This is a genomic window from Halopiger thermotolerans, from assembly GCF_054654555.1.
Genome location: NZ_BAAIEU010000004.1, coordinates 1692445 through 1715514 on the forward strand (window position 1 = coordinate 1692445; position 23070 = coordinate 1715514).

A 23070-nucleotide genomic window follows, 5' to 3' on the forward strand; every position below is an offset into this window, starting at 1 on the left:
AGCTCGAGGGGAAGCTATCGTCGAATCAGGTCCGAGAGGCGATCGGTGATGCCGACGTCGGCGCCGAGTTTGAGGTAGTAGGCGTCGCCGCCGTCCTCGTAGTAGTCGTCGATGCGGCGCTTGATCTCGAACCCGAGGTGCTCATAGAACTGGAGGGCGTTCTCGTTGCTCGTGCGGGCGTGGCAGGTGATCGTGTCGTGGTCCTCGGCGACGCGGGCGACCAGTCGCTTACCGATGCCCTCGCCGCGGAAGTCCGGATCGACGGCGAGAAAGAGAATGTAGCCGTCGCGCCGAACCGCCGCGAATCCGATGAGATCGCCGTCCTGGACGTAACAGTGAACCTTCGAGCGCCGATACGCGTCGGTAAAGAAGTTGTACCGCTGCTTGAGCACCCCCTCCTCCCGATTGATCTGCTCCTTGAGGTCCCAGGCTTCCTCGACGTAGTCGTCACTCCCCGGCGTGACGACCCGACTGTCGACGTTGACGCTCACTACCAGACCGTTACATCGTCGCCAATATAATTCCTCCGGCAGCGATCGCAACCGCCCACGTTCGCGGGTCTCCGTTCCGGTCGGGCCGAATTCGTCGATCGCCGATTTCGTCGGTCGGATCGCGGATGAGAATGGTCCACGCTAACGCGGACGGCCGATTCGACGGTCGACTCCGCGGACGCCGCGGCGACGAGCGACGATCGTGGGCGGAACCGGAAACGATGAGCATACGGCACCGGCCGGCGAACCGCCGGCCGATGGGATACGAACTGCGCGATCACACGGCCGACGTCGCGGTCGCGGCGACCGGCGACTCGCTCGAGGGGGTCTTCGCGTCGGTCGCGAACGGGCTCGCGGCCGCGTCGTGCGACGAGATTCCGGCCGCGGATGCGGACGGGGATTCGGACGAGGCCGACGATCGGTTCTCGTTCGCCGTCGCCGCCGAGAGCCGCGACGCGCTGCTGTTCGATTACCTGGACGAGGTGATCTACCTGCGCGACGTGCGCGCGGAACTGCCGGTCGACCACCGCGTCGAGGCGATCCGGAGCCCCGACGAGGGTGAGGCGAGCGGTGACGACGATACCGACGGCGATCGCTGGTCCCTCGAGGCCACCGCCCGCGGCGTCCCGCTCGCCGAAATCGACGCTCGTGAGGTGAAGGCGGTCACTTACTCCGAGATGGCACTCGAGCGCCGCGACGACGGCTGGGAGGCGTACGTCGTCTTCGACGTCTGACCCTCGAGGGTCGAGGGAATCGGTCGGTCTAAACTACCGTTCCTACCCGGAGATCGTCCGCATTGCCGCCCCTACTCGGCTGACGCCGAACATGCGGACGCAGCGCGGCCCGAGGCCGTCGACGCGCCCTGAGACTCCCCACTCCGAGTCCCGTGCGAATCGGTCCCGACCCACCGCGAGAGACGAACCTTCTTTCACCGTTCGGCGCGGACGCTCACGTATGAGCAACCCCACGTTTGACGCAGACGGCATCACGCTCGAGCAGGTGCGTGAGTACGTCTGGGAGATTCCACGGGAGGGCGACATGCGCGTCCCGGCACGGGTGCTGGCCAGCGAAGCCCTTCTCGAGGAGATCAAGGAAGACAAGACCTTAGAGCAGATCAAAAACACGACCCATCTGCCCGGCATCACCAACTACGCGATCTGCATGCCCGACGGCCACCAGGGCTACGGCTTCCCCGTCGGCGGCGTCGGCGCGCTCGACGCCGAAAACGGCTGCATCTCGCCGGGCGCGGTCGGCTACGACATCAACTGCGGCGTCCGGATGATGCGGACGAACCTGACCTACGACGAGATTCAGGGTCGCGAGGAGGAACTCGTCGATTCGCTGTTCGCGAACATCCCGTCGGGCCTTGGCGGGGGCGGCATCGTCGAGGCCGGCGTCGACGCCGTCGATGAGATCCTGGAGCGGGGCGTCGACTGGGCCCTCGAGAACGGCCACGCCGTCGAGGAGGACCTACTGCACTGCGAGGACGAAGGGATGCGCGAGGGCGCCGACGCGGACAAGGTCAGCCAGAAGGCCAAGGACCGCGGGAAGAACCAGATCGGTTCGCTCGGGTCGGGGAACCACTTCCTCGAGGTCCAGCGCGTGACCGACGTCTTCGACGATGACGTGGGGGAGGCGTACGGCCTCGAGGAGGACCAGATCGTCGTCCTGATTCACTGCGGTTCGCGCGGGCTGGGTCACCAGACGTGCAACGATTACCTGCGCAAGATCGAACAGCAACACCAGGGCCTGTTGAATCAGCTGCCGGACAAGGAACTCGCGGCGGCGCCCGCAGGCTCCCAGCTCGCCGAGGACTACTACGCGGCGATGAACGCGGCGATCAACTTCGCATGGGTCAACCGCCAGCTGATCATGCACCGCACGCGGCAGGTCTTCGAGCGCGTCTTCGACCGGTCGTGGGAGGAGATGGACATGCACCTGCTGTACGACGTGGCCCACAACATCGCGAAGAAAGAGACCCACGACGTCGATGGAGAGCAGCGCGAACTCTACGTCCACCGCAAGGGCGCCACGCGAGCGTTCCCCGCCGGCCACCCCGAAGTGCCGAAGGCCTACCGCGACGTCGGCCAGCCGGTTATCATCCCCGGCAGCATGGGCGCCGGCAGCTACGTCCTGCGCGGCGGCGAGAACTCCATGGACCTCACGTTCGGCTCGACCGCCCACGGCGCGGGCCGGCTGATGAGCCGCACGCAGGCCAAAAACGAGTTCTGGGGCGGTGACGTCCAACAGCAACTCGAGGAGCAGGACCAAATCTACGTCAAGGCCCAGTCGGGCGCGACGGTCGCCGAGGAGGCGCCGGGCGTCTACAAGGACGTCGACGAGGTCGTCCGCGTCTCGGACGCGCTGGGCATCGGCGACAAGGTCGCGCGGACGTTCCCCGTCTGCAACATCAAGGGCTGAGTCGCGCTACTTCAGGCGGAACGGATTCTCGTCGTCTTCATCCGTTCCGCCCTCGCCGCTTTCGTCGGTCTCGTACGGTTTCCGCGCCGTGATCGTCACCGTCGCTTCGGGGTCGTCCTCGTCGGCCCACGGGCTGTCGTAGGCCGAAATCTCGAGGTCGGTGACGTCCCAGCCCTCGTTCTCGATGAGTTCGACGAGTCGGCGCTGGTCCGCGAGCATGTCCTCGTCCATGCGTTCCCGTTCGTCCGTGAGCGGGGTAGGTCTTCCGCCGCCCGCGCCCGACCCGCGATCCGCCGTATCGATGTGACGACAGCGACGCGTCACGCGCCCTCCCGTTCCGGCCCGAGGCTGACGACCTCCTCGACGAGCGTCCGGTGGGCCCGCCGGAGCCGCTCTGACAGCGCCTGATGGGAGACGCCAAGCTCGTCTGAGAGGTGCTCCATGTCCATCTCGCGAGGGATCTCGTAGTAGCCACGCTCGAGGGCCGCGACCAGCGTCTCGTACTGCGCGTCGGTCAGGTCGTACCGGTTGTGTCGGTCCTCCTCGACCCGGTGGATCTTCTGGACGTCGATGGACATCCCCTGTTCGGTCGCGAACTCGTAGACGTTCGACAGCGACTTGCGTTCCGGAAAGAGCACCCGAAACTGCCACTGCGTGCCCTCGACCCACGCGTCCAGCACCGTCGCCATCTCCTCGGTCAGCAGGTGGATCATCACGGTCACGTCGTCGACCCAGTTCAGCCGGTAGAGCCGCTCGTCGTCGAGGTCGGTCAGCAGTTCGAACGCCTCGACGCTCGGGTCGGCCTCGAGGCGCCGGTCGACGGCCGAGAGCGTCGACTCGTCGCCGGAAAACCAGACGTAGGGCATGACGTGGTCCGGATCGTACGCGACGACGCGCTCGATCTCGACATCGACGTCGCCGCTCTCCTCGAGGGTGTGGCGCAGCGCGAACTCCTCGGCGGGGACGGCGATCTTGGCAATCGTACCCATGGGATCGTCAACCACGTCCTCCCTCAAGAGTGCTGTACCCGGGGCGACCGTGTTGGTAAATTGAACAGTATGGTGAGATAACTGGACGGGCGCCCGGAGCGGCCGCGACACGAAACTGAAATCGGTTACGGGAGCCGGAAATACCCGGCGAGTTTAAGCGGATACGACTGCAATTGCGTCACATGCTCACCGACGAGTTCGGACGCGAGGTCACTGGCGTCCGCGTCTCCCTTACCGATCGGTGCAACTTCGACTGCGTCTACTGTCACAACGAGGGGCTGGGCGACACGCGGGGGCCGATGGATCCGCAGGACGACGAGATGGACACCGACGACGTCGTCCGGTTCCTCGAGGTGGCCGCCGAGTTCGACGTCGACGCGGTCAAGTTCACTGGCGGCGAGCCGATGCTCCGCCAGGATTTAGAAGAGATTATCGCGCGCACGCCCGACCAGATGGAGGTCTCGCTGACGACCAACGGCACGTTCCTGCCGGGCCGCGCCGAGGATCTCGTCGACGCCGGCCTCGAGCGGGTCAACGTCTCGCAGGACGCGCTCGATCCCGCCGATTTCGCCGAGATTACGAAAAGCGGCGCCTACGAGAAGGTGCTCGAAGGGGTTGACGCCGCGCTCGAGGCCGGACTGGACCCGGTCAAGCTCAACATGGTCGTCTTCAAGCACACGGCGGGCTACGTGCCCGAGATGGTCGACCACGTCGCGAAACACGACGGGCTCCAGCTCCAGCTCATCGAGTACATGCCCGAACTGACGGGCAAGCCGGAGTGGAACATCGACATCGAGCGGGTCCACGACTGGCTCGCGGAGCGGGCCGTCGAGGTCGAACACCGGGAAATGCACGACCGGCGCCGGTACTGGATCGCCGAGGGAGCGGTCGACGACGAGGACGCTGGCGATGTCGCACTGGACTCCGCGGACCGATCGGAACTCGGCATGGTCGAGATCGTCGACCCCGTCGAGAACCCCACGTTCTGTGCGAACTGCCACCGGGTCCGCGTCACTCACGAGGGCTACCTGAAGGGCTGTCTCAACCGCAACGACGATCTCAAGTCGATGGGCGAGATGACCAAACCCGAGATTCGCGAGGCCTTCCGCGAGGTCGTCGCGAACCGCGTTCCCTACTACGGCGAGTACATGGTCAAAAACGACGACGGCGAGTGGGTGGTCAACGACGAGTACATCGAGGAGTACGCGCAGGCCTGACCGCTCTTTCTCCGCCGTTCTCACCGCTCATTCTCCGCTCGAGTCACCGTCGCGAACGCCCCGAACGCCCCGAGCGCTGCGTCCCCGATCGCTCGCGGCCGGTTCCGAGGCCGACCGTTACGAGCAGCGCCGCGACCAGCGACAGGACGACCGCCGCGACCGGCTGGCCACCCGCGCCGGCGACGTACACCGCGTAGCCGATCGTCCCCGTCACCAGCCCGACCAGCAGACTCGAACCGATCGCGACCGCTTCGAGGCGGATCGTCCGCGCTTCGCGTCCCAGTTGCTCCCCGACGTCGATCGCGGTGTGGGCGAAGTCCCACGCCAGCACGGTCGCGATCGTGCCCGCGACGGTCGCGGCGACGGGGGCGCCCTCGAGGCCGCCGGCGACGACGCCGAAGAAGAGTGCGGCCCCGCCCACGTCGGCCGCCGTCCGGTGGCCGACGACGAGCGCGGCCCCGAGGACGCCCGCACCGAGGACGCCGAACGCGAGGCCGGCGGTCGCGCCGACGCCGCCGGCGAACGCGGCGACGAGCGCGGCCAGGCCGGCGGCGATGCCCGCGACGCGGGTCGGTTTGCGGGTAACGTCGACGCTGGCACTGTCCGCGTCTTCGGTTTCGGGGTCGTCGCCGCGTGCGCGGTCGCGGCCGGCGTTGCTATCGCTCGCCTCACCCGCCATCGATGCGCCGCTCGCGCCGCTCATGCGCGACCACCAGCGCGTGCGTGGCGCGCGAAGACGTCGTCGATCGTCTCGTCGGCCGGCCAGTCGATCACCGGAATCCCGATCCGCTGGAGGTCGAACCGCCGGACGCGGCGGGCGACCGCCGAAAGCTGCTGGCCCGCCGTCCGGTCGGCCGTCGGATCCGGACTGACGACCGTCACGGGGTGGTCCCGCGACTCGAGTCGCCGCGCGATCGTGACGGCGCCGGCGTCGCAAAGCGGCGTCAGCAGGACGATCTGAGTCTCCGCCGAGAGCCGGCGGCGGATCGTCCGCAGTTGGGGCAGCCACCGGCTCTCCGAGCGCGGCGGCGTCGAGTCGAACTGCGGGTGCGTCGCGAGCAGGTCCTGAAAGCGGATCTCGTGGTGGCGCCCCGACGCCGGCGCGAGCCAGCAGGGGTCGGCGTCGGTCGTCGCGCCCGCCGCCGCCTCGCGACCGATCGGCCCGAGCGCCGCGAGCCCCACGGTGTCGCCGTGGGCCAGCAGCGAGGCGGCGATCCGCCCCGCGGCGGCGACAGACCGGTCGACGGCGTGGGCGCCGTCGGGCTCGGGCGCGAGAAACGCCGCCTTCCGCGCGTCGATGAGCACGACCACGCGGGCCGCCCGCTCCTCGTGGAACTCGAGGGTCGCGAGTTCGCCGGTCTTCGCGCGGCGGTTCCAGTCGATCCGCGAGAGCGGGTCGCCGGCGCGGTACTCCCGCACCGAGTAGAACGTCGTCCCGGCGCCGCCCTCGGCGGTCGTCAGCTGCCCGGCGAACGACGCCGCGGTGGCCCGCAGCGGCACCGGCGCCTCGATCGGCCGCAGCGTCGGCTCGCAGACGACGGTCGTCTCGCCGCCGACGAGGAACTCCCGCTCCCGCGAGCGTGAGAGGTCGCGCACGATCGCAAGCGCGGGGTCGAACTCGTGGGTCCCCCGCCGGACGGCAACCGTGTACTCGAGCGCGACCGACTCGCGGGGTCGCAACGCGGTGCCGAGACGGTTCGAACCGTCGACGACGGCAAGTCCCGGCGGCACGCCGTCGACGAGCCGGAGGTCGGGGACGAACCGGCCGCTCTCGTTGGTGATCGTGACGGTGACGTCGATCTCGTCGCCCGGTTCTGGATCGTCGTCGCTCAGTTCGCGCGCGATCGACAGGTCCAGCTCCGGCGGTTCGAACGTGCGCGCGAAGCCCGCGTAGCCGACGCCGACGACGCCGGCGAGCACGACGCCGGGCGACTCCGCGAGCGCGCCGATGCCGACGGCGAACAGTGCGACGACACCGATCCCGGTCCAGTAGTTCGTCAACCGCGCGGCGGTCGATTCGATGCCGGACACCGACTTGGCGGCCGTCCGCGAGTCGCCGTCGGACCGGTCGAGTCGCTCGTCCTCGTAGGCGGGCAGCGGCCTCGAGTCGGCCGCGTTCTCGTCGCCGTAGCCGGTCGCGGCGATGGCGGCGACGGCGTGGCGGACGCCCGCCCGGAACGACGCGTCGCGACCGCGCCGCAGCAGGCGGGGCAGCCAATCGGCGAGCGAGGCGGACGTCCCCCCGCTCTCCGAGAGAAAGGCGGCCGCCGTCGAATCGCTCGTCCAGGTGCCGTCGTCTATCCGCTCGGCCGCCTCCTCCTCGGAGTACCCCTCGAACCGGGTGAGCGCGGCGATCGCCGCGAGGCGGAGGCCGCCGGCGATCCGTCGGCTACCGGCGGCGTACTCCGCGGTCATCGTCCTGAACTCGTCGATCGCGTCGGAGACCGTCGCTCCGGGTGCGGGTACCGGGGTCCGACGCTCCGGGGTCGGGGTGTCGGCCTGGCGGCGCACGCCGCGTCGGCGGAACGCGGCGACGATCCCGGCCCCCGTCGCGAGGAGACCGACGACCAGGACGACCCGTCCGTCCAGCGGAACGTCGACGACGCCGGCGCTGACGGCGACGGCGCCGACGAACGACAGCACGCCGACCGCGAGCGCGAGCGTGCGGCCGGTGACAGACGTCATCGGTCGTCACCCCCGTGTCCCCGTCTCGGTCCCTCGGTGCCGACCGGCCCGCCGTCCAGTCGCTCGTTCCGCTCGTCCCCGGTCGCGTACTCGTCTTCGATCCGCCGTAAGACGTCGACCGCGCGCGCCTCCATCTCCGGCGTCGTCTCGACGTCGCCGTACCGCACCGCCTCGAACAGGCCCGTGAGTTCGTCGACGTGCTCGCGGTCGATCCCCGCCTCGACCGCGGCGGCGGCGAACTCCCGCGGCGTGCTCGAGTCCGGCCGATCGACCTCGAGGCGGTCGGTCATCTCCCTCCAGGCGCGGTAGATCTCGTTGTCGACGTCGCTCCCGGCGTCGTCGATCCGATCGGCCGCACGACCCGCCGCGCTGCCGACGGCGGCGGCGTCCGATGCGGGGTCGTCGGCCTCGTCCTCGCGGACGACGGGCGGCGCCCCCGTCCCCGAACCGCCGCCCCGCCGGCTCGCGAAGAGCCCGCCGACGAAGATCGCGGTGACGACCGCGAGGACGAACAACAGCGGGCCAGTCGAGAAGGAGTCGCTCTCGCCCTCGCCGGAGCCGAGATCACCGCCGCCGCCCGTTCCGTTCGCTGCCGGCTGCTCTACCGGCTGCGGACCGGCGGGCGAGAATCCCTGAAACAGAACCGTAAACAAGAGGGCGCCGACGAGGAGGACGGCCAGGACGGCCGCGATCGTCTTGACGGCGTCCCGATGGTGCGCGAGCAGGTACCAGACGAGCCCGACCGCGACGAGGATCACCAGCGCGTATACGAGGTACTCGAGAAACGCCGGTGGATCGCCAGCAATCGGCCGGCCGGGCCCCGGCTGTCGACCGACGCCGCCGCCTTCTCCGGGCCCGACGCCGCTGCCGGTGCCCCCGGTCTCGAGCGGGTTCTCGATGGTCGCGGCCGCGAGCGCGATCGCGGCGATCGCGCTGACCGCGGCGAGGAGTCGAACGAGACGTGGATTCGTTGACACGTATTGACACCACGTTATCCCGCTTCACTAATAAGTTAAATCCTCGGCCAGGCGCTCGTCCGAACCCCGTTCAGCGGTCGTGTCGGCTCGAGTCCGAGCGATCGAGATCGAGCGAGGCGGCGTCGGACGCGTGTGGTACCGTCGGCCACCCGCTGGTATCATTCGTTGCGCTTAAGTACAAGACGGGGGTACGTTCTGGTGCGATACGTGTAGGGGAGCAATCCCCGAGTCCGAGAGGGCGATGATAGCACACGGTGTCGTGGTAGCCAAGCGGCCCAAGGCGCATGGTTGCTAACCATGTGGCGTCAAGCCTCCGGGGTTCGAATCCCCGCCACGACGTCGGACTTACCGGACTGACGTTTTCCGTCAGTCGTTTGCACCGCACGCAGACCAGACACACATACCCAACATATGAGCGCGGAAGAACCCCAAGAACAAGAGGAGGACGAAGACCTTCAGTACTTCGTCCGCATCGGTCAGACCGACCTCGACGGGACGAAGTCCGTCGAGCGCTCGCTGACGGAGATGAACGGGATCGGTCACCGGACCGCCCGGATCATCGCCCAGGAGGCGGGCGTCGACCGAACGGCGACGTTCGGTCGGCTCGACGACGACGTCATCGACGAGGTCGTCGAACTCGTAGAGAACTACGCCGACGAAGTTCCCGACTGGCTCAACAACCGGCCGGAGGACTTCTACACCGGCGAAACGACCCACGAGATCGGCAACGATCTCGAGCTGACCCGCCAGCACGACATCAACCGGATGAAGATGATCGACTCCTACAAGGGCGTGCGCCACAAGCGCGGCCAGAAGGTTCGCGGTCAGCGAACCAAGTCCACCGGTCGTACGGAGGGCACTATCGGGGTCAACGTCGAAGAGATCCGCGAGGAAGCCGAAGAAGGCGGCGAGGAGGAAGGTGGTGAATAATGCCGCTCGGGACTGACACCAAGAACTACGAAACCCCGAACCACCCCTACCAGGGTGAGCGCATCGCCAACGAACACTCCCTCGTCGACCGCTACGGGCTCAAGAACAAGGAAGAGCTCTGGCGAGCCCAGTCCGAGCTTCGCTCCTACCGGCGCGAGGCCCGCGACCTGCTCGGCCAGGCCCAGGGCGACGAAACCGTCCAGCGCCGCGCCGACGAGTTCCTCGGCCGGCTCAAGCGCGTCGGCATCCTCGACGAAGCCGACGAGCTCGGCGCCGTTCTGTCGCTCGAGGTCGAAGACATCCTCGAGCGCCGGCTCCAGACGGTCGTCTACCGGAAGGGACTCGCGAACACCACCCAGCAGGCCCGGCAGTTCATCACGCACGGCCACATCGTGGTCGACGGACAGCGCCACCGGGTCCCGTCCTACGTCGTCGACGTCGACGAGGAGGACCTCGTCGAGTTCGACGAGAACAGCCCGCTTGCGGACGAACTCCACCCCGAACGAGCGGAGGGTCAATAACATGAGTCAGGACGACGAAAAGTGGGGGATCGCCCACGTGCACGCATCGTTCAACAACACGATCATGACCGTGACGGACCTGACCGGCGCGGAGACGATCGCCAAGTCCTCCGGCGGGACGGCGGTCAAGCAGAACCGCGACGAGGCGTCGCCGTACGCGGCCATGCAGATGGCCGAGTCCGTCGCCGAGGAGGTCAAGGCCGCGGGCATCACCGGACTCCACGTGCGAGTCCGTGGCCCCGGCGGCAACCTCCAGAAGTCCCCCGGTCCCGGCGCGCAGGCGACGATCCGCGCGCTCGCCCGCTCGGGCATCGAGATCGGACGCATCGAGGACGTCACGCCGATCCCGCACGACGGATCGCGCGCACCCAAAGGCAAGGGCGGCTACTAGACCATGAGCGAAGAGTACGACGTCGAGTTCGTCGAACGCGACGACCGCGAGGCGCGGTTCCTCGTCCGCGGCGTGACGCCGGCGTTCGCCAACGGCATCCGCCGCGCGATGCTCGCCGACGTGCCGACGATGGCGATCGACACCGTTCGCTTCGTCGAGAACTCGTCGGTGATGTTCGACGAGCAACTCGCCTTGCGGCTCGGGCTCGTCCCGCTGACGACCCCGCCGGAAGACGAGTTCGGCGAGGACGCCACCGTCACGCTCTCGATCGACGTCGAGGGGCCTGCAACCGCCTACTCCGGCGATCTCGAGTCCAGCGACGACCTCGTCCAGCCCGCGGACGAGAACATCCCGATCATCGAACTCAAGGACGGCCAGCGGCTCGAGGCCGAGGCCGACGCCGTACTCGATCGCGGGAAGGACCACGCCAAGCATCAGGGCGGCGTCGCGGTGGGCTACCGACACCTCCAGCGGGTCGTCGTCGAAGACGACCTGCCGGAGTTCGAGGAGTCCGAAGCCCAGATCGTCCGCGGCGTCATCGAGGACGACGGCGAACTCGTTCCTTCGAGCGAGTTCGACCACGACCTCTCGAACCGCTACCCCGACAAGCGGGTGTCGGTCGAGGACGTGCCCAACGCCTTCGTCTTCCACGTGGAGACGGACGGCTCGTTCAGTGTCGAGGAGCTCGTGACCCGAGCCGCCGAGACGCTCGAGTCGCGCGCGACCGAACTCGAAGAAGCGGTACAGCTATAGCATAGAGATGACCCGACGCCCCCGACCCGACGTGAACATGAACGTGTCTGCGTGTCTGCACGAGGAGGCCAGCGTCCGCACCGGCGCCGTGAGCCGCGAGGCCGGTACGGCGGCGTCCTCGCTCGATGGAATCGAAAGGGGTTTGAAGGGGCGACGGGTACACGGAAGTGCGAGCAGGGATAGCCAAGTCAGGCCAACGGCGCAGCGTTCAGGGCGCTGTCTCGTAGGAGTCCGCAGGTTCAAATCCTGCTCCCTGCATCAATCCCACTTCCGTTTCTCTCACATCGGTACCACGCGACCGACGAGCGTTGCGACCGTTCGGGGTCGGCTTCGATCCCGCGGACGCGGCGCTCGAGCCGTCGGTCGTCGGTATTGCAGTCACGATCACTACACTACAGTCGCGGTTGCCACACGACACGTCGCAACCGCTCGCAGTTATTTGGAGGATACCAATGAGTAGCAAAACGAATCCGAGGCTCAACGATCTTATCGCCGAGCTGAAGTCGACGTCCCGCGAGACGGACGCCGACGTCTGGCGAGATATCGCGGACCGACTCGAGAAGCCCCGGCGCACCCACGCTGAGGTGAACCTGGGCCGCATCGAGCGGTACGCACGCGAAGAAGAGACCGTCGTCGTTCCCGGCAAAGTGCTGGGTTCGGGCGCACTGCAGAAGTCGGTCACCGTCGCGGCCGTCGACTTCAGTTCGTCGGCCGAGACGAAGATCGAACAGGTCGGCGAGACCGTACAGCTCGAGCAACTGCTCGAAGAGAACCCCGAAGGATCCGACGTGCGGGTGATCGCATGAGTGTGAACATCTCCGACTTCGACGCCGACGTCGTCGTCGACGCCCGAGACTGCATTCTCGGCCGCGTCGCCAGCGAGGTCGCCCAGCGCGCGCTCGACGGCGAGCGCGTCGCGGTTGTCAACGCCGAGGACGCGGTCATCACCGGCGACAAGGAAGACATCTTCCAGACCTACCGCAAGCGACTCCAGCTCGGCTCCGACAGCGGCCCCTACTACCCGAAGCGACCAGACACGATCTTCAAGCGGTCCATCCGGGGCATGCTGCCGTACAAGAAGCCGCGCGGTCGCGAGGCGTTCGAAAACGTCCGCGTCTACGTGGGCAACCCCTACGAAGACGAGCAGGACGCCCAGATCCTCGAGGGGACGTCGCTGGATCGACTTTCGAACATCCGCTTCGTCCACCTGGGCGAAGTCGCAGACCAACTGGGTGCTAACGTCACATGGTAACCAACACGAGTGGCAAGAAAAAGACGGCCGTCGCTCGCGCCACCGTGCGCGACGGAGAGGGTCGCGTGCGAATCAACTCCAAGCCGGTCGAGCTGGTCGAGCCGGAGATGTCCCGGCTCAAGATGCTCGAGCCGTTCCGCATCGCCGGTGAGGACCTACGAAGCGAGATGGACATCGACGTCCGCGTCGAGGGTGGCGGCATCAGCGGTCAGGCCGACGCCGTCCGCACCGCCATCGCGCGCGGCATCGTCCAGCACACCAACGACGCCGAGCTCCGGGACGCGTTCATGGAGTTCGACCGCTCGCTGCTGGTCAACGACGTTCGCCAGTCCGAACCGAAGAAGTGGGGCGGCCCGGGCGCTCGGGCGCGCTACCAGAAGTCCTACCGCTGAGGTGATCCACTCATGATGGTACCGGTCCGGTGTTTCACCTGTGGCAACGTCGTCGGCGAACACTGGGAGGAGTTCGACGAGCGAGCCAACGAGGGCGACGAGGACCCCCAAGAGGTCCTCGACGACCTCGGCGTCGACCGCTACTGCTGTCGGCGGATGCTCGTCAGTCACACCGACCTCGTCGACGTCGTCTCCCCCTACCAGTAACGCACCAGCCAACCTATGCAACAGCAACGACACAACCGCTACGAGAAGGCGCGGATCCTCGGCGCTCGAGCGCTGCAGGTGTCCTACGGGGCGCCCGTGCTGATCGAGACGGATCAGACGCAGCCGATCCTGATCGCCGCCGAAGAGTACGACGCCGGCGTGTTGCCCTTTACCGTCAAACGGGGGAACGAGTGAGCACATGACGCTGATCACAGACATTCGACTCCGACGGATCCTCGATTCGCGCGGCAACCCGACCGTCGAAGCCGACGTCGTCACCGAGAGCGGCGGCTTCGGCCGCGCAGCAGCACCGAGCGGTGCCAGCACTGGCGAGTACGAAGCCGTCGAGCGACCGCCGACCGAGGCGATCGCCGCGGCCCGCGAACACGCCGTCCCCCGACTCGTCGGGGAGGCCTACGCCGGCAATCAGCGCGAGGTCGACTCGATCCTCCGCGCCGCCGACGGCACGGACGACTTCTCCGAGATCGGCGCCAACAGCGCGGTCGCCATCTCGATGGCCGCCGCGAAGGCCGGTGCCGACGTGCTCGGCGCACCGCTGTTCCAGCATCTCGGCGGCACGTTCCGCGGGGAGAACTTCCCGACGCCGCTCGGTAACGTCGTCGGCGGCGGCGAACACGCCGCCGACGCGACCGACATTCAGGAGTTCCTCGCGGCGCCCGTCGGCGCGCCGAGCGTCGAGGACGCCGTCTTCGCGAACGCGGCCGTCCACGCCGAAGTCGCCGATCTGCTCGAGGAGCGCGGTCACCCCTCCGGCAAGGGCGACGAGGGCGCGTGGGCGCCCTCGATCGACGACAGCGAGGCGTTCGAGATCGTCGACGAGGCGGTGTCGACGGTGCAGGACGAAGTCGGGTTCAACATCGGCTTCGGCCTCGACGTCGCGGCCGCCGAGATGTACGACGCCGACTCGGAAACCTACGAGTACGAGTCCGCCGGCGTCAGCCGCGACACCGAGGAACAGATCGAGTACATCGCGGAGCTGGTCGACGAGTACGATCTCGTCTACGTCGAGGATCCGCTCGACGAGGACGACTACGACGCGTTCGCCGAGCTCACCGACGAGGTCGGCGACCAGACGCTGATCTGTGGCGACGACCTGTTCGTCACGAACACCGACCGGCTCGTCGACGGAATCGATCGCGGCGCGGCAAACAGCATCCTGATCAAGCCCAACCAGATCGGGACGCTGACCGACGCCTTCGACGCGATCGAACTCGCCACGCAGAACGGCTACGACTCGGTCATCTCCCACCGCTCGGGCGAGACCGAGGACACGACGATCGCACACCTCGCCGTCGCGACCGACGCACCGTTCATCAAGACCGGTGCCGTCGGCGGCGAGCGAACCGCAAAGCTCAACGAGCTCATTCGAATCGCAGACGACGCGACATGACAGACAACGACACGACCCAAGAAGGGCTCGACGCCGCCGAGGAGGAAATCGACGAGGAGCCAGCCGAAGGGGCTGGCCCCGCCGCCGAGGAGGACGTCGAGCCAGTAGACGAACAGTCCGCGGACGCCGAGGCCGACGAGGCCGACGCCGACGCAGAACCGACCGCAGACGCCGAGGCCGACGAGGCCGAGACGGAGGAAGACGCCGGTCCCTCCCTCGACGACGACGTGATGTCCGACGAGGAGGCGGACCTGCTGATCCCCGTCGAGGACTACCTCGGCGCCGGCGTCCACATCGGGACCCAGCAGAAGACCGCGGACATGGAGCGGTTCATCCACCGCGTCCGCACCGACGGCCTCTACGTGCTGGACGTCTCCAAGACCGACCAGCGCATCCGCACGGCCGCGGACTTCCTCGCCAACTACGACCCCGAGCAGATTCTGGTCACCTCGAGCCGCCAGTACGGTCGCTTCCCGGCCGAGAAGTTCGCCGAAGCGGTCGGCGCTCGAGCGCGCACGGGTCGGTTCATCCCGGGCACCCTCACGAACCCCAAGTACGACGGCTACATCGAACCCGACGTCGTCGTCGTCACGGACCCGATCGGTGACGCCCAGGCCGTCAAGGAGGCCATCACGGTGGGCATTCCGGTCATCGCGATGTGCGACTCGAACAACCAGGTCAGCAACGTCGACCTGGTCGTCCCGACCAACAACAAGGGTCGCAAGGCCCTCTCGGTCGTCTACTGGCTGCTCGCCAACGAGGTCCTCGACCGCCGCGGCGCCGAGCCGTCCTACGCGCTCGAGGACTTCGAGAGCTCCGTCTAACGCGGTTTCAATTTCGAACCGGCGACTCGAATTGCGCTGTTCGTTTTCCGCCGTTCTTCACGCCGACAGCGTCGAGCACGACGTTCTCGAGCGCTGTCTCGGTCGTTGTCGGTCGTTAGCCGTTCGAGTCCCTCGAGCGGCGGCCGCCGACGGCCAACCCTAAACCACCGGGTTCGACGGGCGGCTGACGAACGGCGACGGCAACCGAAACGCGACGAGTCGCGAGCGAAGGAATTACCTCGGGACCGTTCGAAGGGCGGATATGGACTCCCTACTGTTCGACTTCGAAAAGGAGAAACTCCCCGCGCCGGTCGTCCTCGCGACGATCGGACTGATCGCGCTGTTCGCGCTCGGGATTCCGCTCCGAGTGCTGCTGACGCTGCTATAACGGCCGCTCCGTCACCGGCCCGTCTCGACCTTCTTCCTACGCAGACGCCGTCTCGAGCAGCCGTTTGACTCGCTCGGCGGCATCAACGGCCGTCGCTCCGAAGACGTACGTCGCCGGTTCGATGCCGAACGCGCCCCGGTGGTAGGCCACGCGCGGCACTGCGCCCCGCTCCGCGAACCGATCGCGGAGGTGTTCGCCCCGATCCTCGTAGTCGGCGTCGAACTCGAGGGGCTCGATTCCGCGCTCGCGGGCGGCCTCGAGGAGCGCGTCGTCGGTCGCGATGTTGATCGCGCCGCGGACCGCCGAGTCGATATCGGCGGCCGCGAGGACGGCCGTCGCGACGTGTTTCGAGGCTCCGAACTCGGGGTTCGCGGGGATTTCGATTCGACCGCCCATCGCGTAGATCCGGCCGGGAACGGCGGCGACGTCGGTCACGTCGTCGGCCTCGGGCAGCGCCATTCCGACGTTGGTGCCGACGTTCGGGACGTATCTGGCCATCCTCTGGATGGATGCGATCGTCCGCGCGGCCGTCCGGACGTTCGCCAGGACGTCCCGCTCGGCCCGCACGTCGGGGTCGAGCCCGCGGACGCAGAGGTCACAGCCCAGCCCGCGGAGTTCGGGCATCTCCTCCTCGTGAAGTTCGCAGATCGGCCCCCGATCCTCGAGGCTGCGGATCAGCGAGAGGAGTTCGGCCAGCGCGTCGTAGCCGTCCATATCGCCGCCGGCGAGGCCGTCGGCGATGCGCTCGACGGTCGCGACGGTCTCGGGGTCGTCCCGGAAGCGGTCGTCGCCCCCGCTCTCGCCGCTGACGTACTTGCTGACGGCGGCCTGGGTGACGCCGAGTTCGGCGGCGATCTCCCGTTGGGTCATGCCGCGGTCGGCGAGTTCGGTCGCGAGCATCGCCCGCACGGTGGGAAGAAAGCGGTCGACGACGAGTTCGCTCGGCAGGACGAGCGACATACGCTCGCGTTCGAGCGACGCCGGCTTAAGTGTGAATGCTCCGATCGCCGTACTACCCGCCGTCTGCCGGCCGTCGTCTGCTGTCCGCCGTCTGCTGTCCGTCGTCCGCCGTCGATCATCCCACCTGCTGCACGCCGCCGTCCGCGAGAAGATAGCTATTAAGCGTCGTCGTCCGAACGCTCGGATATGGCAGTCTCGAGCGCTCCCGGGAAAGTCTACTTGTTCGGGGAGCACGCGGTCGTGTACGGCGAGCCCGCCGTTCCCTGCGCAATCGAGCGACGGGCGCGGGTGGACGTCGAGCAGCGGGCGGACAGCAAACTGCGCGTTCACGCGGAGGACCTGAGCCTGGACGGGTTTACCGTCGAGTACGGCGGCTCGACGGACGATCGACCGGACGTCGACGTCTCGGAGTCGCTGATCAGCGCGGCGATGGGGTACGTCGACGAGGCGATCGCGCAGGTCCGCGACGCCACCGGCGCGGACGACGTCGGCTTCGACGTGACCATCGAGAGCGACATCCCGCTCGGCGCGGGACTCGGCTCGTCGGCGGCGGTCGTCGTCGCGGCCATCGACGCCGCGGCGCGGGAACTCGGCGTCACCCTCGAGGTCGACGAGATCGCCGACCGCGCGTACCGCACCGAACACGAGGTCCAGGACGGGCAGGCCTCCCGCGCCGACACCTTCTGCTCGGCGACCGGCGGCGCGGTCCGGGTCGAGGGGGACGACTGCCGCTCGATCGAGGCCCCCGACCTGCCGATCGTGATCGGTTTCGACGGCGGCGCAGGCGACACCGGCCAGCTCGTCGCGGGCGTGCGGAATCTGCGCGAGGAGTACGACTTCGCTGCCGACACCGTCGAAGCCATCGGCGATATCGTCCGCCGCGGCGAGGAAGCGCTGGCCGACGGCGACCTCGAGGAACTGGGCCGACTGATGAACTTCAACCACGGGCTGCTGTCGGCACTGGGCGTTTCCTCGCGCTCGCTTGACACGATGGTCTGGGCGGCCCGGGACGCCGACGCCTACGGCGCGAAGCTGACGGGCGCCGGCGGGGGCGGCTGCATCGTCGCGCTCGATCCGACGCCCGAAACCGAGACGGCCCTCTCCTTTACGCCGGGCTGCGAGGACGCCTTCCGCGCCGAACTCGCGGAGACGGGGGTGAAGCGACTCGAATGATCGTCCTGAAACTCGGCGGGAGCGCGATCACCGACAAGGAGCGACCGGAAACCCTCGACGGCGAGGCGCTCGAGCGGGCGGCGGACGCGATCGGCGGGGCGCTCGAGGGACGCGGTGGCGGTGACAGTGACGAGGCTGCGGACCTCGTCATCGTCCACGGCGGCGGCAGCTTCGGCCACCACAACGCCAGCGAACACGGGGTGACGACCGCAGAGGGAACGCGCGACGCCGAGGCCGTCATCGACGTCCACGGCGCGATGAAGACGCTGAACCAGTTCGTCCTCCAGCGGCTCCTCGAGCGGGACGTGAACGCAGTCCCCGTCCATCCGTTCTCGACGGCCCACCGCGACGCCGACGGCGCGCTCGCGCTGCCGACCAGCCAAATCGAGACGATGCTCGCGGAGGGGTTCGTCCCCGTCCTCCACGGCGACCTCGTCGCCCACGCCGGCGAGGGCGCGACCGTCGTCAGCGGCGACGAACTCGTCGCCGCGCTGGCCCGCGACCTCGAGGCCGATCGAGTCGGCCTCTGTTCGACGGTGCCCGGCGTGCTAGACGCGGAGGACGAAGTGATCGATCGAATCTCGTCGTTCGAGGACGTCGAAGCCGTCCTCGGCGCGAGCGACGCGACCGACGTGACCGGCGGCATGGCCGGCAAAGTACGGACGCTGCTCGAGCTCGAGGCGCCGTCGTCGATCTTCGGCCTCGAGGACGTTTCGGCGTTCCTCGCGGGCGAGCGGCCGGGGACGACGATCGAGTCCGAATCGTCGTAGCTCGACGGGAACCGGGCGGACTCGAGGCGAGCCGAGAACGTCGTTTTTCACCTCGCACAACGGACGGGATCAACCCGCGGTGTTTTTAACACCCCGGCGTGTAAGGGTACATACCGAGACCCGCGGGCAAGTGCGTTCGGGGCTCACGGTTGTGGGCAACGGCGGATTCGCCGTCCGAACGCATAGCGGGATGGCCGACGCGCTGCAAGACGCCGGGGCCGCGCAACCACTAGTCCGCGGACCGTTTCGATGAGAGTCCAACGCGGCTTTCAGTACAACGACCATGGAAATCGAAATCGCAACCATTGGCGGCTACGAAGAAGTCGGACGGCAGATGACTGCCGTCCGCGCCGGGGACGACGTTGTCATCTTCGACATGGGTCTGAACCTCTCGCAGGTCCTGATCCACGACAACGTCGAAACCGAACGGATGCACAGTCTCGATCTGATCGACATGGGGGCGATCCCCGACGATCGGATCATGAGCGACCTCGAGGGCGACGTGCAGGCGATCGTGCCCACGCACGGCCACCTCGACCACATCGGCGCCATCAGTAAGCTGGCTCACCGGTACAACGCACCGGTCGTCGCGACGCCGTTCACGATCGAACTCGTCAAGCAGCAGATCGAGGGCGAGCAGAAGTTCGGCGTCGAGAACGACCTGATCAAGATGGAGGCCGGCGAGACGATGTCGATCGGCGACTCCGGCAAGGTCGACCTCGAGTTCGTCAACGTCACCCACTCGATCATCGACGCGATCAACCCGGTCCTGCACACGCCCGAGGGCGCCGTCGTCTACGGGCTGGACAAGCGCATGGACCACACGCCGGTCATCGGCGACCCGATCGACATGGAGCGGTTCCGCGAGATCGGTCGCGAGGGCAACGGCGTTCTCTGTTACATCGAGGACTGTACCAACGCGAACAAGAAGGGCCGCACGCCCTCCGAGCGGGTCGCCCGCGAGCACCTGCGGGACGTCCTCTACAGCGTCGAGGACTACGACGGCGGCATCGTCGCGACGACGTTCTCCTCGCACATCGCCCGCGTCAAATCGCTCGTCGAGTTCGCCGACGACATCGGGCGCCAGCCCGTCCTGCTCGGTCGCTCGATGGAGAAGTACTCCGGCACCGCCGAGCGGCTGGACTTCGTCGACTTCCCGACCGACCTCGGGATGTTCGGCCACCGCAAGTCCGTCGACCGCACCTTCAAGCGGATCATGAACGAGGGCAAGGAGAACTTCCTGCCGATCGTCACCGGCCACCAGGGCGAGCCCCGCGCGATGCTCACCCGGATGGCCCGCGGCGAGACGCCGTACGAACTGGACGACGGCGACAAGGTCGTCTTCTCCGCCCGCGTCATTCCGGAGCCGACCAACGAGGGGCAGCGCTACCAGGCCGAGAAACTGCTCGGCATGCAGGGCGCCCGCGTCTACGACGACATCCACGTCTCCGGCCACCTCAATCAGGAGGGCCACTACGAGATGCTAGACGCCTTGCAGCCCCAGAACGTCATCCCGGCTCACCAGGACATGAGCGGCTTCTCGAGCTACGTCAACCTCTGCGAGAGCGAGGGGTACAAGATGGGCCGTGACCTCCACGTCACGCGCAACGGCAACCTCATCCAGCTCGTGGACTGATACTGATCGCCATGACGACCCCCGAGGCACGAGAGGAGGCGGTGCTCGAGGCGGTTCGGAAGCGCCGCGAACGCGTCAACGACGCGATTCCCGAGGAGTTGCCGATTCAGAAACCGGAGCGGCTCTACGAGGCGTCCCGGTACCTGCTGGACGCGGGCGGCAAGCGGCTCCGCCCGACCGTCCTGTTGACGGCCGGCGAGTCGCTGGTCGACGTCGAGCCGCTGACGGCCGACTACCGCGAGTTCCCGACGCTGCATGGCGCCGGCGATGCGGGCGCCTCGAGTTCCGACGGTCCCGCGGGCCCCGAGACGATCGACCTCATGGACGCCGCCGTCAGCGTCGAGGTCATCCAGTCGTTCACGCTGATCCACGACGACATCATGGACGACGACGACCTCCGCCGGGGCGTCCCCGCCGTCCACCGGGAGTACGACCTCGAGACGGCGATCCTCGCGGGCGATACGCTCTACTCGAAGGCCTTCGAGATCATGCTCGAGACCGGCGCCGCGCCCGACCGCTCGGTCGAGGCGCTGGACATCCTCGCGACGACCTGCACGAAGATCTGCGAGGGGCAGTCGCTGGACGTCACCTTCGAGGAGCGCGACGACGTCACGCCCGACGAGTACCTCGAGATGGTCGAGCAGAAGACGGCCGTGCTCTACGCCGCGTCGGCGTGTCTGCCCGCCGTCCTGCTGGGCGCCGACGACGAGACGATCGACGCGCTGTACGGCTACGGGCTCGACATCGGTCGCGCGTTCCAGATTCAGGACGACGTGCTTGATCTGACCGTGCCGAGCGAGAAGCTCGGCAAGCAACGTGGCAGCGACCTCGTCGAGAACAAGCAGACGCTGATCACGGTCCACGCCCGCGAGCAGGGCGTCGACGTCGACTCGCTCGTCGACACCGACGACGTCGACGCCGTCACCGAGGCCGAGATCGACGACGCCGTCGCCGAACTCGAGGCGGCGGGCTCGATCGGCTACGCAAACGAGAAGGCCCGCGACCTGGTCGCTCAGGGGAAGGAGCGACTCGAGGTGCTGCCGGACAACGAGGCCCGCGAGTTGCTGTTCGACATCGCGGATTACCTGATCGAGCGCGGCTACTGAGTCCGCGTCCCGGTTTTCGTCTTTATTTCGCTGTCGACCACCTGCGAGCGGCGCGTCGTCAGCCCGCCGCGTAGATCGCGTAGTTGAGGACCGCTGCGAACGACACCCAGGCGAGATACGGGACCAGTAACGCGGCCGCGAGCCGATCGACGCGATCGAACGCGACGATCGTGCCGACGATGGCGATCCAGAGGGCGCCGATCACGACGAGCCCGAGATCGGGCCGCTGCCACCCGAAGAAGACCGGCGTCCACGCGAGGTTCAACGCGAACTGCACCGCGAACGCGCCGAGCGCGACTCTGACCGCCCGCCGGTGCGTGCCCCGGCGATAGACGAGCGCGAGTGCGATTCCCATCAGGGTAAAGAGCAGCGTCCAGACGATCGGAAAGGCGATTTCCGGCGGGAAGAACCACGGCCGGTCGATCCAGCTCGTGTCGGCGCCGACGACGAACGACGGCGACGCTCCCAACAGATTGACGCCGAGGATCGCCGCGAGCGCGAACAGGAGATCGCGTCGCTCGAGGGCGCGGAGCCGGGCGTACATAGGTACCCATTCACCGGGAAGACAGGTAGTAATTGCCCCCGCAGGACGAACGCCGCGAGCGCTCAGATGAGCAGCGAACCCGCCAGCCCGATCAGCGCGACGCCGAGCGCGAACTTCAGCCGGTCGGCGTCGATGCGGTGGGCGAGCCACCAGCCGAGCGCCACGCCGCCGAGGTACGCGACCGTGATCGGGACGAACAGGGCGGGGACGACCGCGTCGCGGAGCAGGTAGTTGAGCGACGTAAACAGTGCGGTGGAGACGACGACGATCTGGGTGACCGCGATCGTCACGAGCATCGGTACGCCGACCAGCACGAGCGCCGGGGCGACAGCGCCGCACCGCCGATCCCCAGCAGGCCGCCGAAGACGCCGATCGCGAGCCCGATGGCGGCGAACGCGGCGAGATCCGTTCGCCCCCGGCCGAGTTCGACGCGCGGCTCGAGGCCGCGATACTCCCGGTAGACGATGTTCCCGCCGACCGACGCCAGCAACGCGGCGAGGACGACGCCGTACGCCGTCCGCGAGAGGGCGGCGTTGGCCCGCACCCCGATCCACGTGCCGGCGGCGGCCGCCGCGCTGACGGCGCCCGCGATCGGCCAGTCGATCTCGCCCGAGCGGGCGTACACGAGGCTCCCGAAGGTCGCCCCGACGGCGAAGATCGCGCTCGAGGTGCCTGCGACTTCCGCGCTCGAGAGCGACGTCAGCAGGTAGAGGCCGGTGACGATGAGGATGCCGCCGGGCCCGATCGTAGCGACGATCACCCCGCCGAGGAAGGCCAACAGGAGGAGGGCGACCAGGGTTTCGGTGGCGACGACCACGAGTCGGATCTCGGAGAGGATAGTCGATCCGGCCGGTTAGCTACGTCCCTTGCGGCGTCCGAGTCCGGCGACCGTCGCGCGGACTCGGAGCGCCGTGCCGGCGACGCGGCACCGCGGCGGCGTCGACTCGAGCGTGACGGACGGGTTGATTCTTCCGGGCGCAACCACTTCCCCGACCGCGGCCTCGCTATGCTTGTCTTATGGTTAGTCATCAG

General features: G+C 67.9%; 29 protein-coding genes and 2 tRNA genes. 21 read left to right on the forward strand and 10 right to left on the reverse strand.

Annotation, left to right across the window (positions count from 1 at the left end; genetic code table 11):
- Positions 1–14: 14 nt before the first annotated feature.
- The gene (locus ACYQ26_RS16250; protein WP_459809935.1) at positions 15–491 is read right to left on the reverse strand and encodes a GNAT family N-acetyltransferase; all 477 of its coding nucleotides are present in this window, start codon (positions 489–491) and stop codon (positions 15–17) included.
- Positions 492–748: 257 nt separating this feature from the next.
- Between ACYQ26_RS16250 and ACYQ26_RS16255 the strand changes: the two genes are divergently transcribed.
- Both ACYQ26_RS16255 and ACYQ26_RS16260 read left to right on the forward strand, forming a co-directional pair.
- Entirely contained in the window at positions 749–1225 is a 477-nt protein-coding gene (locus ACYQ26_RS16255; protein ID WP_459810757.1) for an archease, read from the forward strand.
- A gap of 220 nt (positions 1226–1445) precedes the next feature.
- Positions 1446–2912, forward strand: coding sequence for an RtcB family protein (locus ACYQ26_RS16260; RefSeq protein WP_459809936.1), 1467 nt, complete (start codon positions 1446–1448; stop codon positions 2910–2912).
- A 6-nt stretch (positions 2913–2918) separates the two neighbouring features.
- Here the strand turns inward: ACYQ26_RS16260 and ACYQ26_RS16265 are convergent, their stop codons facing one another.
- Positions 2919–3143, reverse strand: coding sequence for a hypothetical protein (locus tag ACYQ26_RS16265; protein ID WP_459809937.1), 225 nt, complete (start codon positions 3141–3143; stop codon positions 2919–2921).
- Positions 3144–3232: 89 nt separating this feature from the next.
- Positions 3233–3901 carry a helix-turn-helix domain-containing protein gene (locus ACYQ26_RS16270; protein WP_459809938.1) on the reverse strand — a complete coding sequence of 223 codons (669 nt, stop codon included), beginning with the start codon at positions 3899–3901 and terminating at the stop codon, positions 3233–3235.
- Positions 3902–4083: 182 nt separating this feature from the next.
- Here ACYQ26_RS16270 and moaA point away from each other — a divergent pair, with 182 nt between their 5' ends.
- Positions 4084–5118, forward strand: a complete 1035-nt coding sequence (gene moaA, locus ACYQ26_RS16275; RefSeq protein WP_459809939.1) for a GTP 3',8-cyclase MoaA — start codon at positions 4084–4086, stop codon at positions 5116–5118.
- Between the two features lie 43 nt (positions 5119–5161).
- Here moaA and ACYQ26_RS16280 read toward each other — a convergent pair whose 3' ends face one another.
- The 3 genes from ACYQ26_RS16280 to ACYQ26_RS16290 are packed head-to-tail and all read right to left on the reverse strand — an operon-like array spanning position 5162 to position 8780.
- Complete coding sequence (locus tag ACYQ26_RS16280) at positions 5162–5821, reverse strand: DUF7519 family protein (protein ID WP_459809940.1); 660 nt, start codon at positions 5819–5821, stop codon at positions 5162–5164.
- Positions 5818–7803 (reverse strand): DUF7269 family protein, encoded by a 1986-nt coding sequence (locus ACYQ26_RS16285; RefSeq protein WP_459809941.1) that lies wholly within the window; start codon positions 7801–7803, stop codon positions 5818–5820. Before ACYQ26_RS16285 ends, ACYQ26_RS16280 begins: the two co-directional genes overlap by 4 nt.
- Entirely contained in the window at positions 7800–8780 is a 981-nt protein-coding gene (locus ACYQ26_RS16290; protein ID WP_459809942.1) for a DUF4129 domain-containing protein, read from the reverse strand. The genes ACYQ26_RS16285 and ACYQ26_RS16290 overlap by 4 nt, the downstream gene beginning before the upstream one ends.
- 256 nt (positions 8781–9036) lie before the next feature.
- Between ACYQ26_RS16290 and ACYQ26_RS16295 the strand changes: the two genes are divergently transcribed.
- From ACYQ26_RS16295 to ACYQ26_RS16360, 14 genes are all read left to right on the forward strand, one after another.
- Positions 9037–9119 (forward strand) — tRNA-Ser (locus tag ACYQ26_RS16295).
- Between the two features lie 72 nt (positions 9120–9191).
- Positions 9192–9710 carry a 30S ribosomal protein S13 gene (locus tag ACYQ26_RS16300; protein ID WP_459809943.1) on the forward strand — a complete coding sequence of 173 codons (519 nt, stop codon included), beginning with the start codon at positions 9192–9194 and terminating at the stop codon, positions 9708–9710.
- Complete coding sequence (locus ACYQ26_RS16305) at positions 9710–10231, forward strand: 30S ribosomal protein S4 (RefSeq protein ID WP_459809944.1); 522 nt, start codon at positions 9710–9712, stop codon at positions 10229–10231. Before ACYQ26_RS16300 ends, ACYQ26_RS16305 begins: the two co-directional genes overlap by 1 nt.
- 1 nt (position 10232) lies before the next feature.
- Positions 10233–10622, forward strand: a complete 390-nt coding sequence (locus ACYQ26_RS16310) for a 30S ribosomal protein S11 (protein ID WP_005579703.1) — start codon at positions 10233–10235, stop codon at positions 10620–10622.
- Between the two features lie 3 nt (positions 10623–10625).
- Positions 10626–11375 (forward strand): DNA-directed RNA polymerase subunit D, encoded by a 750-nt coding sequence (locus ACYQ26_RS16315; RefSeq protein WP_459809945.1) that lies wholly within the window; start codon positions 10626–10628, stop codon positions 11373–11375.
- Positions 11376–11548: 173 nt separating this feature from the next.
- A tRNA-Leu gene (locus ACYQ26_RS16320) sits at positions 11549–11633 on the forward strand.
- Between the two features lie 194 nt (positions 11634–11827).
- Positions 11828–12181, forward strand: coding sequence for a 50S ribosomal protein L18e (locus tag ACYQ26_RS16325; protein ID WP_459809946.1), 354 nt, complete (start codon positions 11828–11830; stop codon positions 12179–12181).
- Positions 12178–12627 carry a 50S ribosomal protein L13 gene (locus ACYQ26_RS16330; protein ID WP_120244273.1) on the forward strand — a complete coding sequence of 150 codons (450 nt, stop codon included), beginning with the start codon at positions 12178–12180 and terminating at the stop codon, positions 12625–12627. The genes ACYQ26_RS16325 and ACYQ26_RS16330 overlap by 4 nt, the downstream gene beginning before the upstream one ends.
- Complete coding sequence (locus ACYQ26_RS16335) at positions 12621–13019, forward strand: 30S ribosomal protein S9 (RefSeq protein WP_013878279.1); 399 nt, start codon at positions 12621–12623, stop codon at positions 13017–13019. Before ACYQ26_RS16330 ends, ACYQ26_RS16335 begins: the two co-directional genes overlap by 7 nt.
- A gap of 12 nt (positions 13020–13031) precedes the next feature.
- Complete coding sequence (locus tag ACYQ26_RS16340; protein ID WP_007143648.1) at positions 13032–13226, forward strand: DNA-directed RNA polymerase subunit N; 195 nt, start codon at positions 13032–13034, stop codon at positions 13224–13226.
- Between the two features lie 15 nt (positions 13227–13241).
- Positions 13242–13421, forward strand: coding sequence for a DNA-directed RNA polymerase subunit K (locus tag ACYQ26_RS16345; protein WP_013878277.1), 180 nt, complete (start codon positions 13242–13244; stop codon positions 13419–13421).
- A 4-nt stretch (positions 13422–13425) separates the two neighbouring features.
- Positions 13426–14637: a phosphopyruvate hydratase gene (gene eno, locus ACYQ26_RS16350; RefSeq protein ID WP_459809947.1), complete on the forward strand. Its 1212-nt coding sequence runs from the start codon at positions 13426–13428 to the stop codon at positions 14635–14637.
- Entirely contained in the window at positions 14634–15461 is an 828-nt protein-coding gene (gene rpsB / locus ACYQ26_RS16355) for a 30S ribosomal protein S2 (protein WP_459809948.1), read from the forward strand. Before eno ends, rpsB begins: the two co-directional genes overlap by 4 nt.
- Positions 15462–15723: 262 nt before the next feature.
- Entirely contained in the window at positions 15724–15849 is a 126-nt protein-coding gene (locus ACYQ26_RS16360; protein ID WP_459809949.1) for a hypothetical protein, read from the forward strand.
- Positions 15850–15885: 36 nt separating this feature from the next.
- On the opposite strand, the gene ACYQ26_RS16365 is transcribed toward ACYQ26_RS16360, so the two are convergent.
- Complete coding sequence (locus tag ACYQ26_RS16365) at positions 15886–16809, reverse strand: thiamine-phosphate synthase family protein (RefSeq protein WP_459809950.1); 924 nt, start codon at positions 16807–16809, stop codon at positions 15886–15888.
- A gap of 186 nt (positions 16810–16995) precedes the next feature.
- On the opposite strand from ACYQ26_RS16365, the gene mvk reads away from it, so the two are divergent.
- From mvk to idsA3, 4 genes are all read left to right on the forward strand, one after another.
- Positions 16996–17982, forward strand: coding sequence for a mevalonate kinase (mvk, locus tag ACYQ26_RS16370; protein WP_459809951.1), 987 nt, complete (start codon positions 16996–16998; stop codon positions 17980–17982).
- Positions 17979–18752 carry an isopentenyl phosphate kinase gene (locus ACYQ26_RS16375; protein WP_459809952.1) on the forward strand — a complete coding sequence of 258 codons (774 nt, stop codon included), beginning with the start codon at positions 17979–17981 and terminating at the stop codon, positions 18750–18752. Before mvk ends, ACYQ26_RS16375 begins: the two co-directional genes overlap by 4 nt.
- A gap of 283 nt (positions 18753–19035) precedes the next feature.
- Positions 19036–20388: an RNase J family beta-CASP ribonuclease gene (locus tag ACYQ26_RS16380; protein WP_459809953.1), complete on the forward strand. Its 1353-nt coding sequence runs from the start codon at positions 19036–19038 to the stop codon at positions 20386–20388.
- Between the two features lie 11 nt (positions 20389–20399).
- Complete coding sequence (idsA3, locus tag ACYQ26_RS16385) at positions 20400–21494, forward strand: geranylfarnesyl diphosphate synthase (RefSeq protein ID WP_459809954.1); 1095 nt, start codon at positions 20400–20402, stop codon at positions 21492–21494.
- Positions 21495–21552: 58 nt separating this feature from the next.
- Here the strand turns inward: idsA3 and ACYQ26_RS16390 are convergent, their stop codons facing one another.
- From ACYQ26_RS16390 to ACYQ26_RS16400, 3 genes are all read right to left on the reverse strand, one after another.
- Complete coding sequence (locus tag ACYQ26_RS16390; protein WP_459809955.1) at positions 21553–22038, reverse strand: TspO/MBR family protein; 486 nt, start codon at positions 22036–22038, stop codon at positions 21553–21555.
- Between the two features lie 62 nt (positions 22039–22100).
- On the reverse strand, positions 22101–22334 hold the full coding sequence (locus ACYQ26_RS16395; protein WP_459809956.1) for a hypothetical protein: 234 nt from the start codon (positions 22332–22334) through the stop codon (positions 22101–22103).
- Positions 22325–22855 (reverse strand): TSUP family transporter, encoded by a 531-nt coding sequence (locus ACYQ26_RS16400; protein ID WP_459809957.1) that lies wholly within the window; start codon positions 22853–22855, stop codon positions 22325–22327. Before ACYQ26_RS16400 ends, ACYQ26_RS16395 begins: the two co-directional genes overlap by 10 nt.
- Positions 22856–23070 lie beyond the last annotated feature (215 nt).

What these genes read in the sequence shown, in the direction of transcription:
- ACYQ26_RS16365 (WP_459809950.1), bottom strand. Translation starts at nt 16,809, where the DNA reads ATGTCGCTCGTCCTGCCGAGCGAACTCGTCGTCGACCGCTTTCTTCCC.
- ACYQ26_RS16340 (WP_007143648.1), top strand. Translation starts at nt 13,032, where the DNA reads ATGATGGTACCGGTCCGGTGTTTCACCTGTGGCAACGTCGTCGGCGAA.
- ACYQ26_RS16300 (WP_459809943.1), top strand. Translation starts at nt 9,192, where the DNA reads ATGAGCGCGGAAGAACCCCAAGAACAAGAGGAGGACGAAGACCTTCAG.
- rpsB (WP_459809948.1), top strand. Translation starts at nt 14,634, where the DNA reads ATGACAGACAACGACACGACCCAAGAAGGGCTCGACGCCGCCGAGGAG.
- ACYQ26_RS16265 (WP_459809937.1), bottom strand. Translation starts at nt 3,143, where the DNA reads ATGGACGAGGACATGCTCGCGGACCAGCGCCGACTCGTCGAACTCATC.
- ACYQ26_RS16390 (WP_459809955.1), bottom strand. Translation starts at nt 22,038, where the DNA reads ATGTACGCCCGGCTCCGCGCCCTCGAGCGACGCGATCTCCTGTTCGCG.
- moaA (WP_459809939.1), top strand. Translation starts at nt 4,084, where the DNA reads ATGCTCACCGACGAGTTCGGACGCGAGGTCACTGGCGTCCGCGTCTCC.
- ACYQ26_RS16315 (WP_459809945.1), top strand. Translation starts at nt 10,626, where the DNA reads ATGAGCGAAGAGTACGACGTCGAGTTCGTCGAACGCGACGACCGCGAG.
- ACYQ26_RS16345 (WP_013878277.1), top strand. Translation starts at nt 13,242, where the DNA reads ATGCAACAGCAACGACACAACCGCTACGAGAAGGCGCGGATCCTCGGC.
- ACYQ26_RS16310 (WP_005579703.1), top strand. Translation starts at nt 10,233, where the DNA reads ATGAGTCAGGACGACGAAAAGTGGGGGATCGCCCACGTGCACGCATCG.
- ACYQ26_RS16360 (WP_459809949.1), top strand. Translation starts at nt 15,724, where the DNA reads ATGGACTCCCTACTGTTCGACTTCGAAAAGGAGAAACTCCCCGCGCCG.
- ACYQ26_RS16325 (WP_459809946.1), top strand. Translation starts at nt 11,828, where the DNA reads ATGAGTAGCAAAACGAATCCGAGGCTCAACGATCTTATCGCCGAGCTG.
- ACYQ26_RS16330 (WP_120244273.1), top strand. Translation starts at nt 12,178, where the DNA reads ATGAGTGTGAACATCTCCGACTTCGACGCCGACGTCGTCGTCGACGCC.
- eno (WP_459809947.1), top strand. Translation starts at nt 13,426, where the DNA reads ATGACGCTGATCACAGACATTCGACTCCGACGGATCCTCGATTCGCGC.
- ACYQ26_RS16280 (WP_459809940.1), bottom strand. Translation starts at nt 5,821, where the DNA reads ATGAGCGGCGCGAGCGGCGCATCGATGGCGGGTGAGGCGAGCGATAGC.
- ACYQ26_RS16285 (WP_459809941.1), bottom strand. Translation starts at nt 7,803, where the DNA reads ATGACGTCTGTCACCGGCCGCACGCTCGCGCTCGCGGTCGGCGTGCTG.
- ACYQ26_RS16260 (WP_459809936.1), top strand. Translation starts at nt 1,446, where the DNA reads ATGAGCAACCCCACGTTTGACGCAGACGGCATCACGCTCGAGCAGGTG.
- mvk (WP_459809951.1), top strand. Translation starts at nt 16,996, where the DNA reads ATGGCAGTCTCGAGCGCTCCCGGGAAAGTCTACTTGTTCGGGGAGCAC.
- idsA3 (WP_459809954.1), top strand. Translation starts at nt 20,400, where the DNA reads ATGACGACCCCCGAGGCACGAGAGGAGGCGGTGCTCGAGGCGGTTCGG.
- ACYQ26_RS16305 (WP_459809944.1), top strand. Translation starts at nt 9,710, where the DNA reads ATGCCGCTCGGGACTGACACCAAGAACTACGAAACCCCGAACCACCCC.
- ACYQ26_RS16375 (WP_459809952.1), top strand. Translation starts at nt 17,979, where the DNA reads ATGATCGTCCTGAAACTCGGCGGGAGCGCGATCACCGACAAGGAGCGA.
- ACYQ26_RS16270 (WP_459809938.1), bottom strand. Translation starts at nt 3,901, where the DNA reads ATGGGTACGATTGCCAAGATCGCCGTCCCCGCCGAGGAGTTCGCGCTG.
- ACYQ26_RS16255 (WP_459810757.1), top strand. Translation starts at nt 749, where the DNA reads ATGGGATACGAACTGCGCGATCACACGGCCGACGTCGCGGTCGCGGCG.
- ACYQ26_RS16335 (WP_013878279.1), top strand. Translation starts at nt 12,621, where the DNA reads ATGGTAACCAACACGAGTGGCAAGAAAAAGACGGCCGTCGCTCGCGCC.
- ACYQ26_RS16380 (WP_459809953.1), top strand. Translation starts at nt 19,036, where the DNA reads ATGGAAATCGAAATCGCAACCATTGGCGGCTACGAAGAAGTCGGACGG.
- ACYQ26_RS16395 (WP_459809956.1), bottom strand. Translation starts at nt 22,334, where the DNA reads ATGCTCGTGACGATCGCGGTCACCCAGATCGTCGTCGTCTCCACCGCA.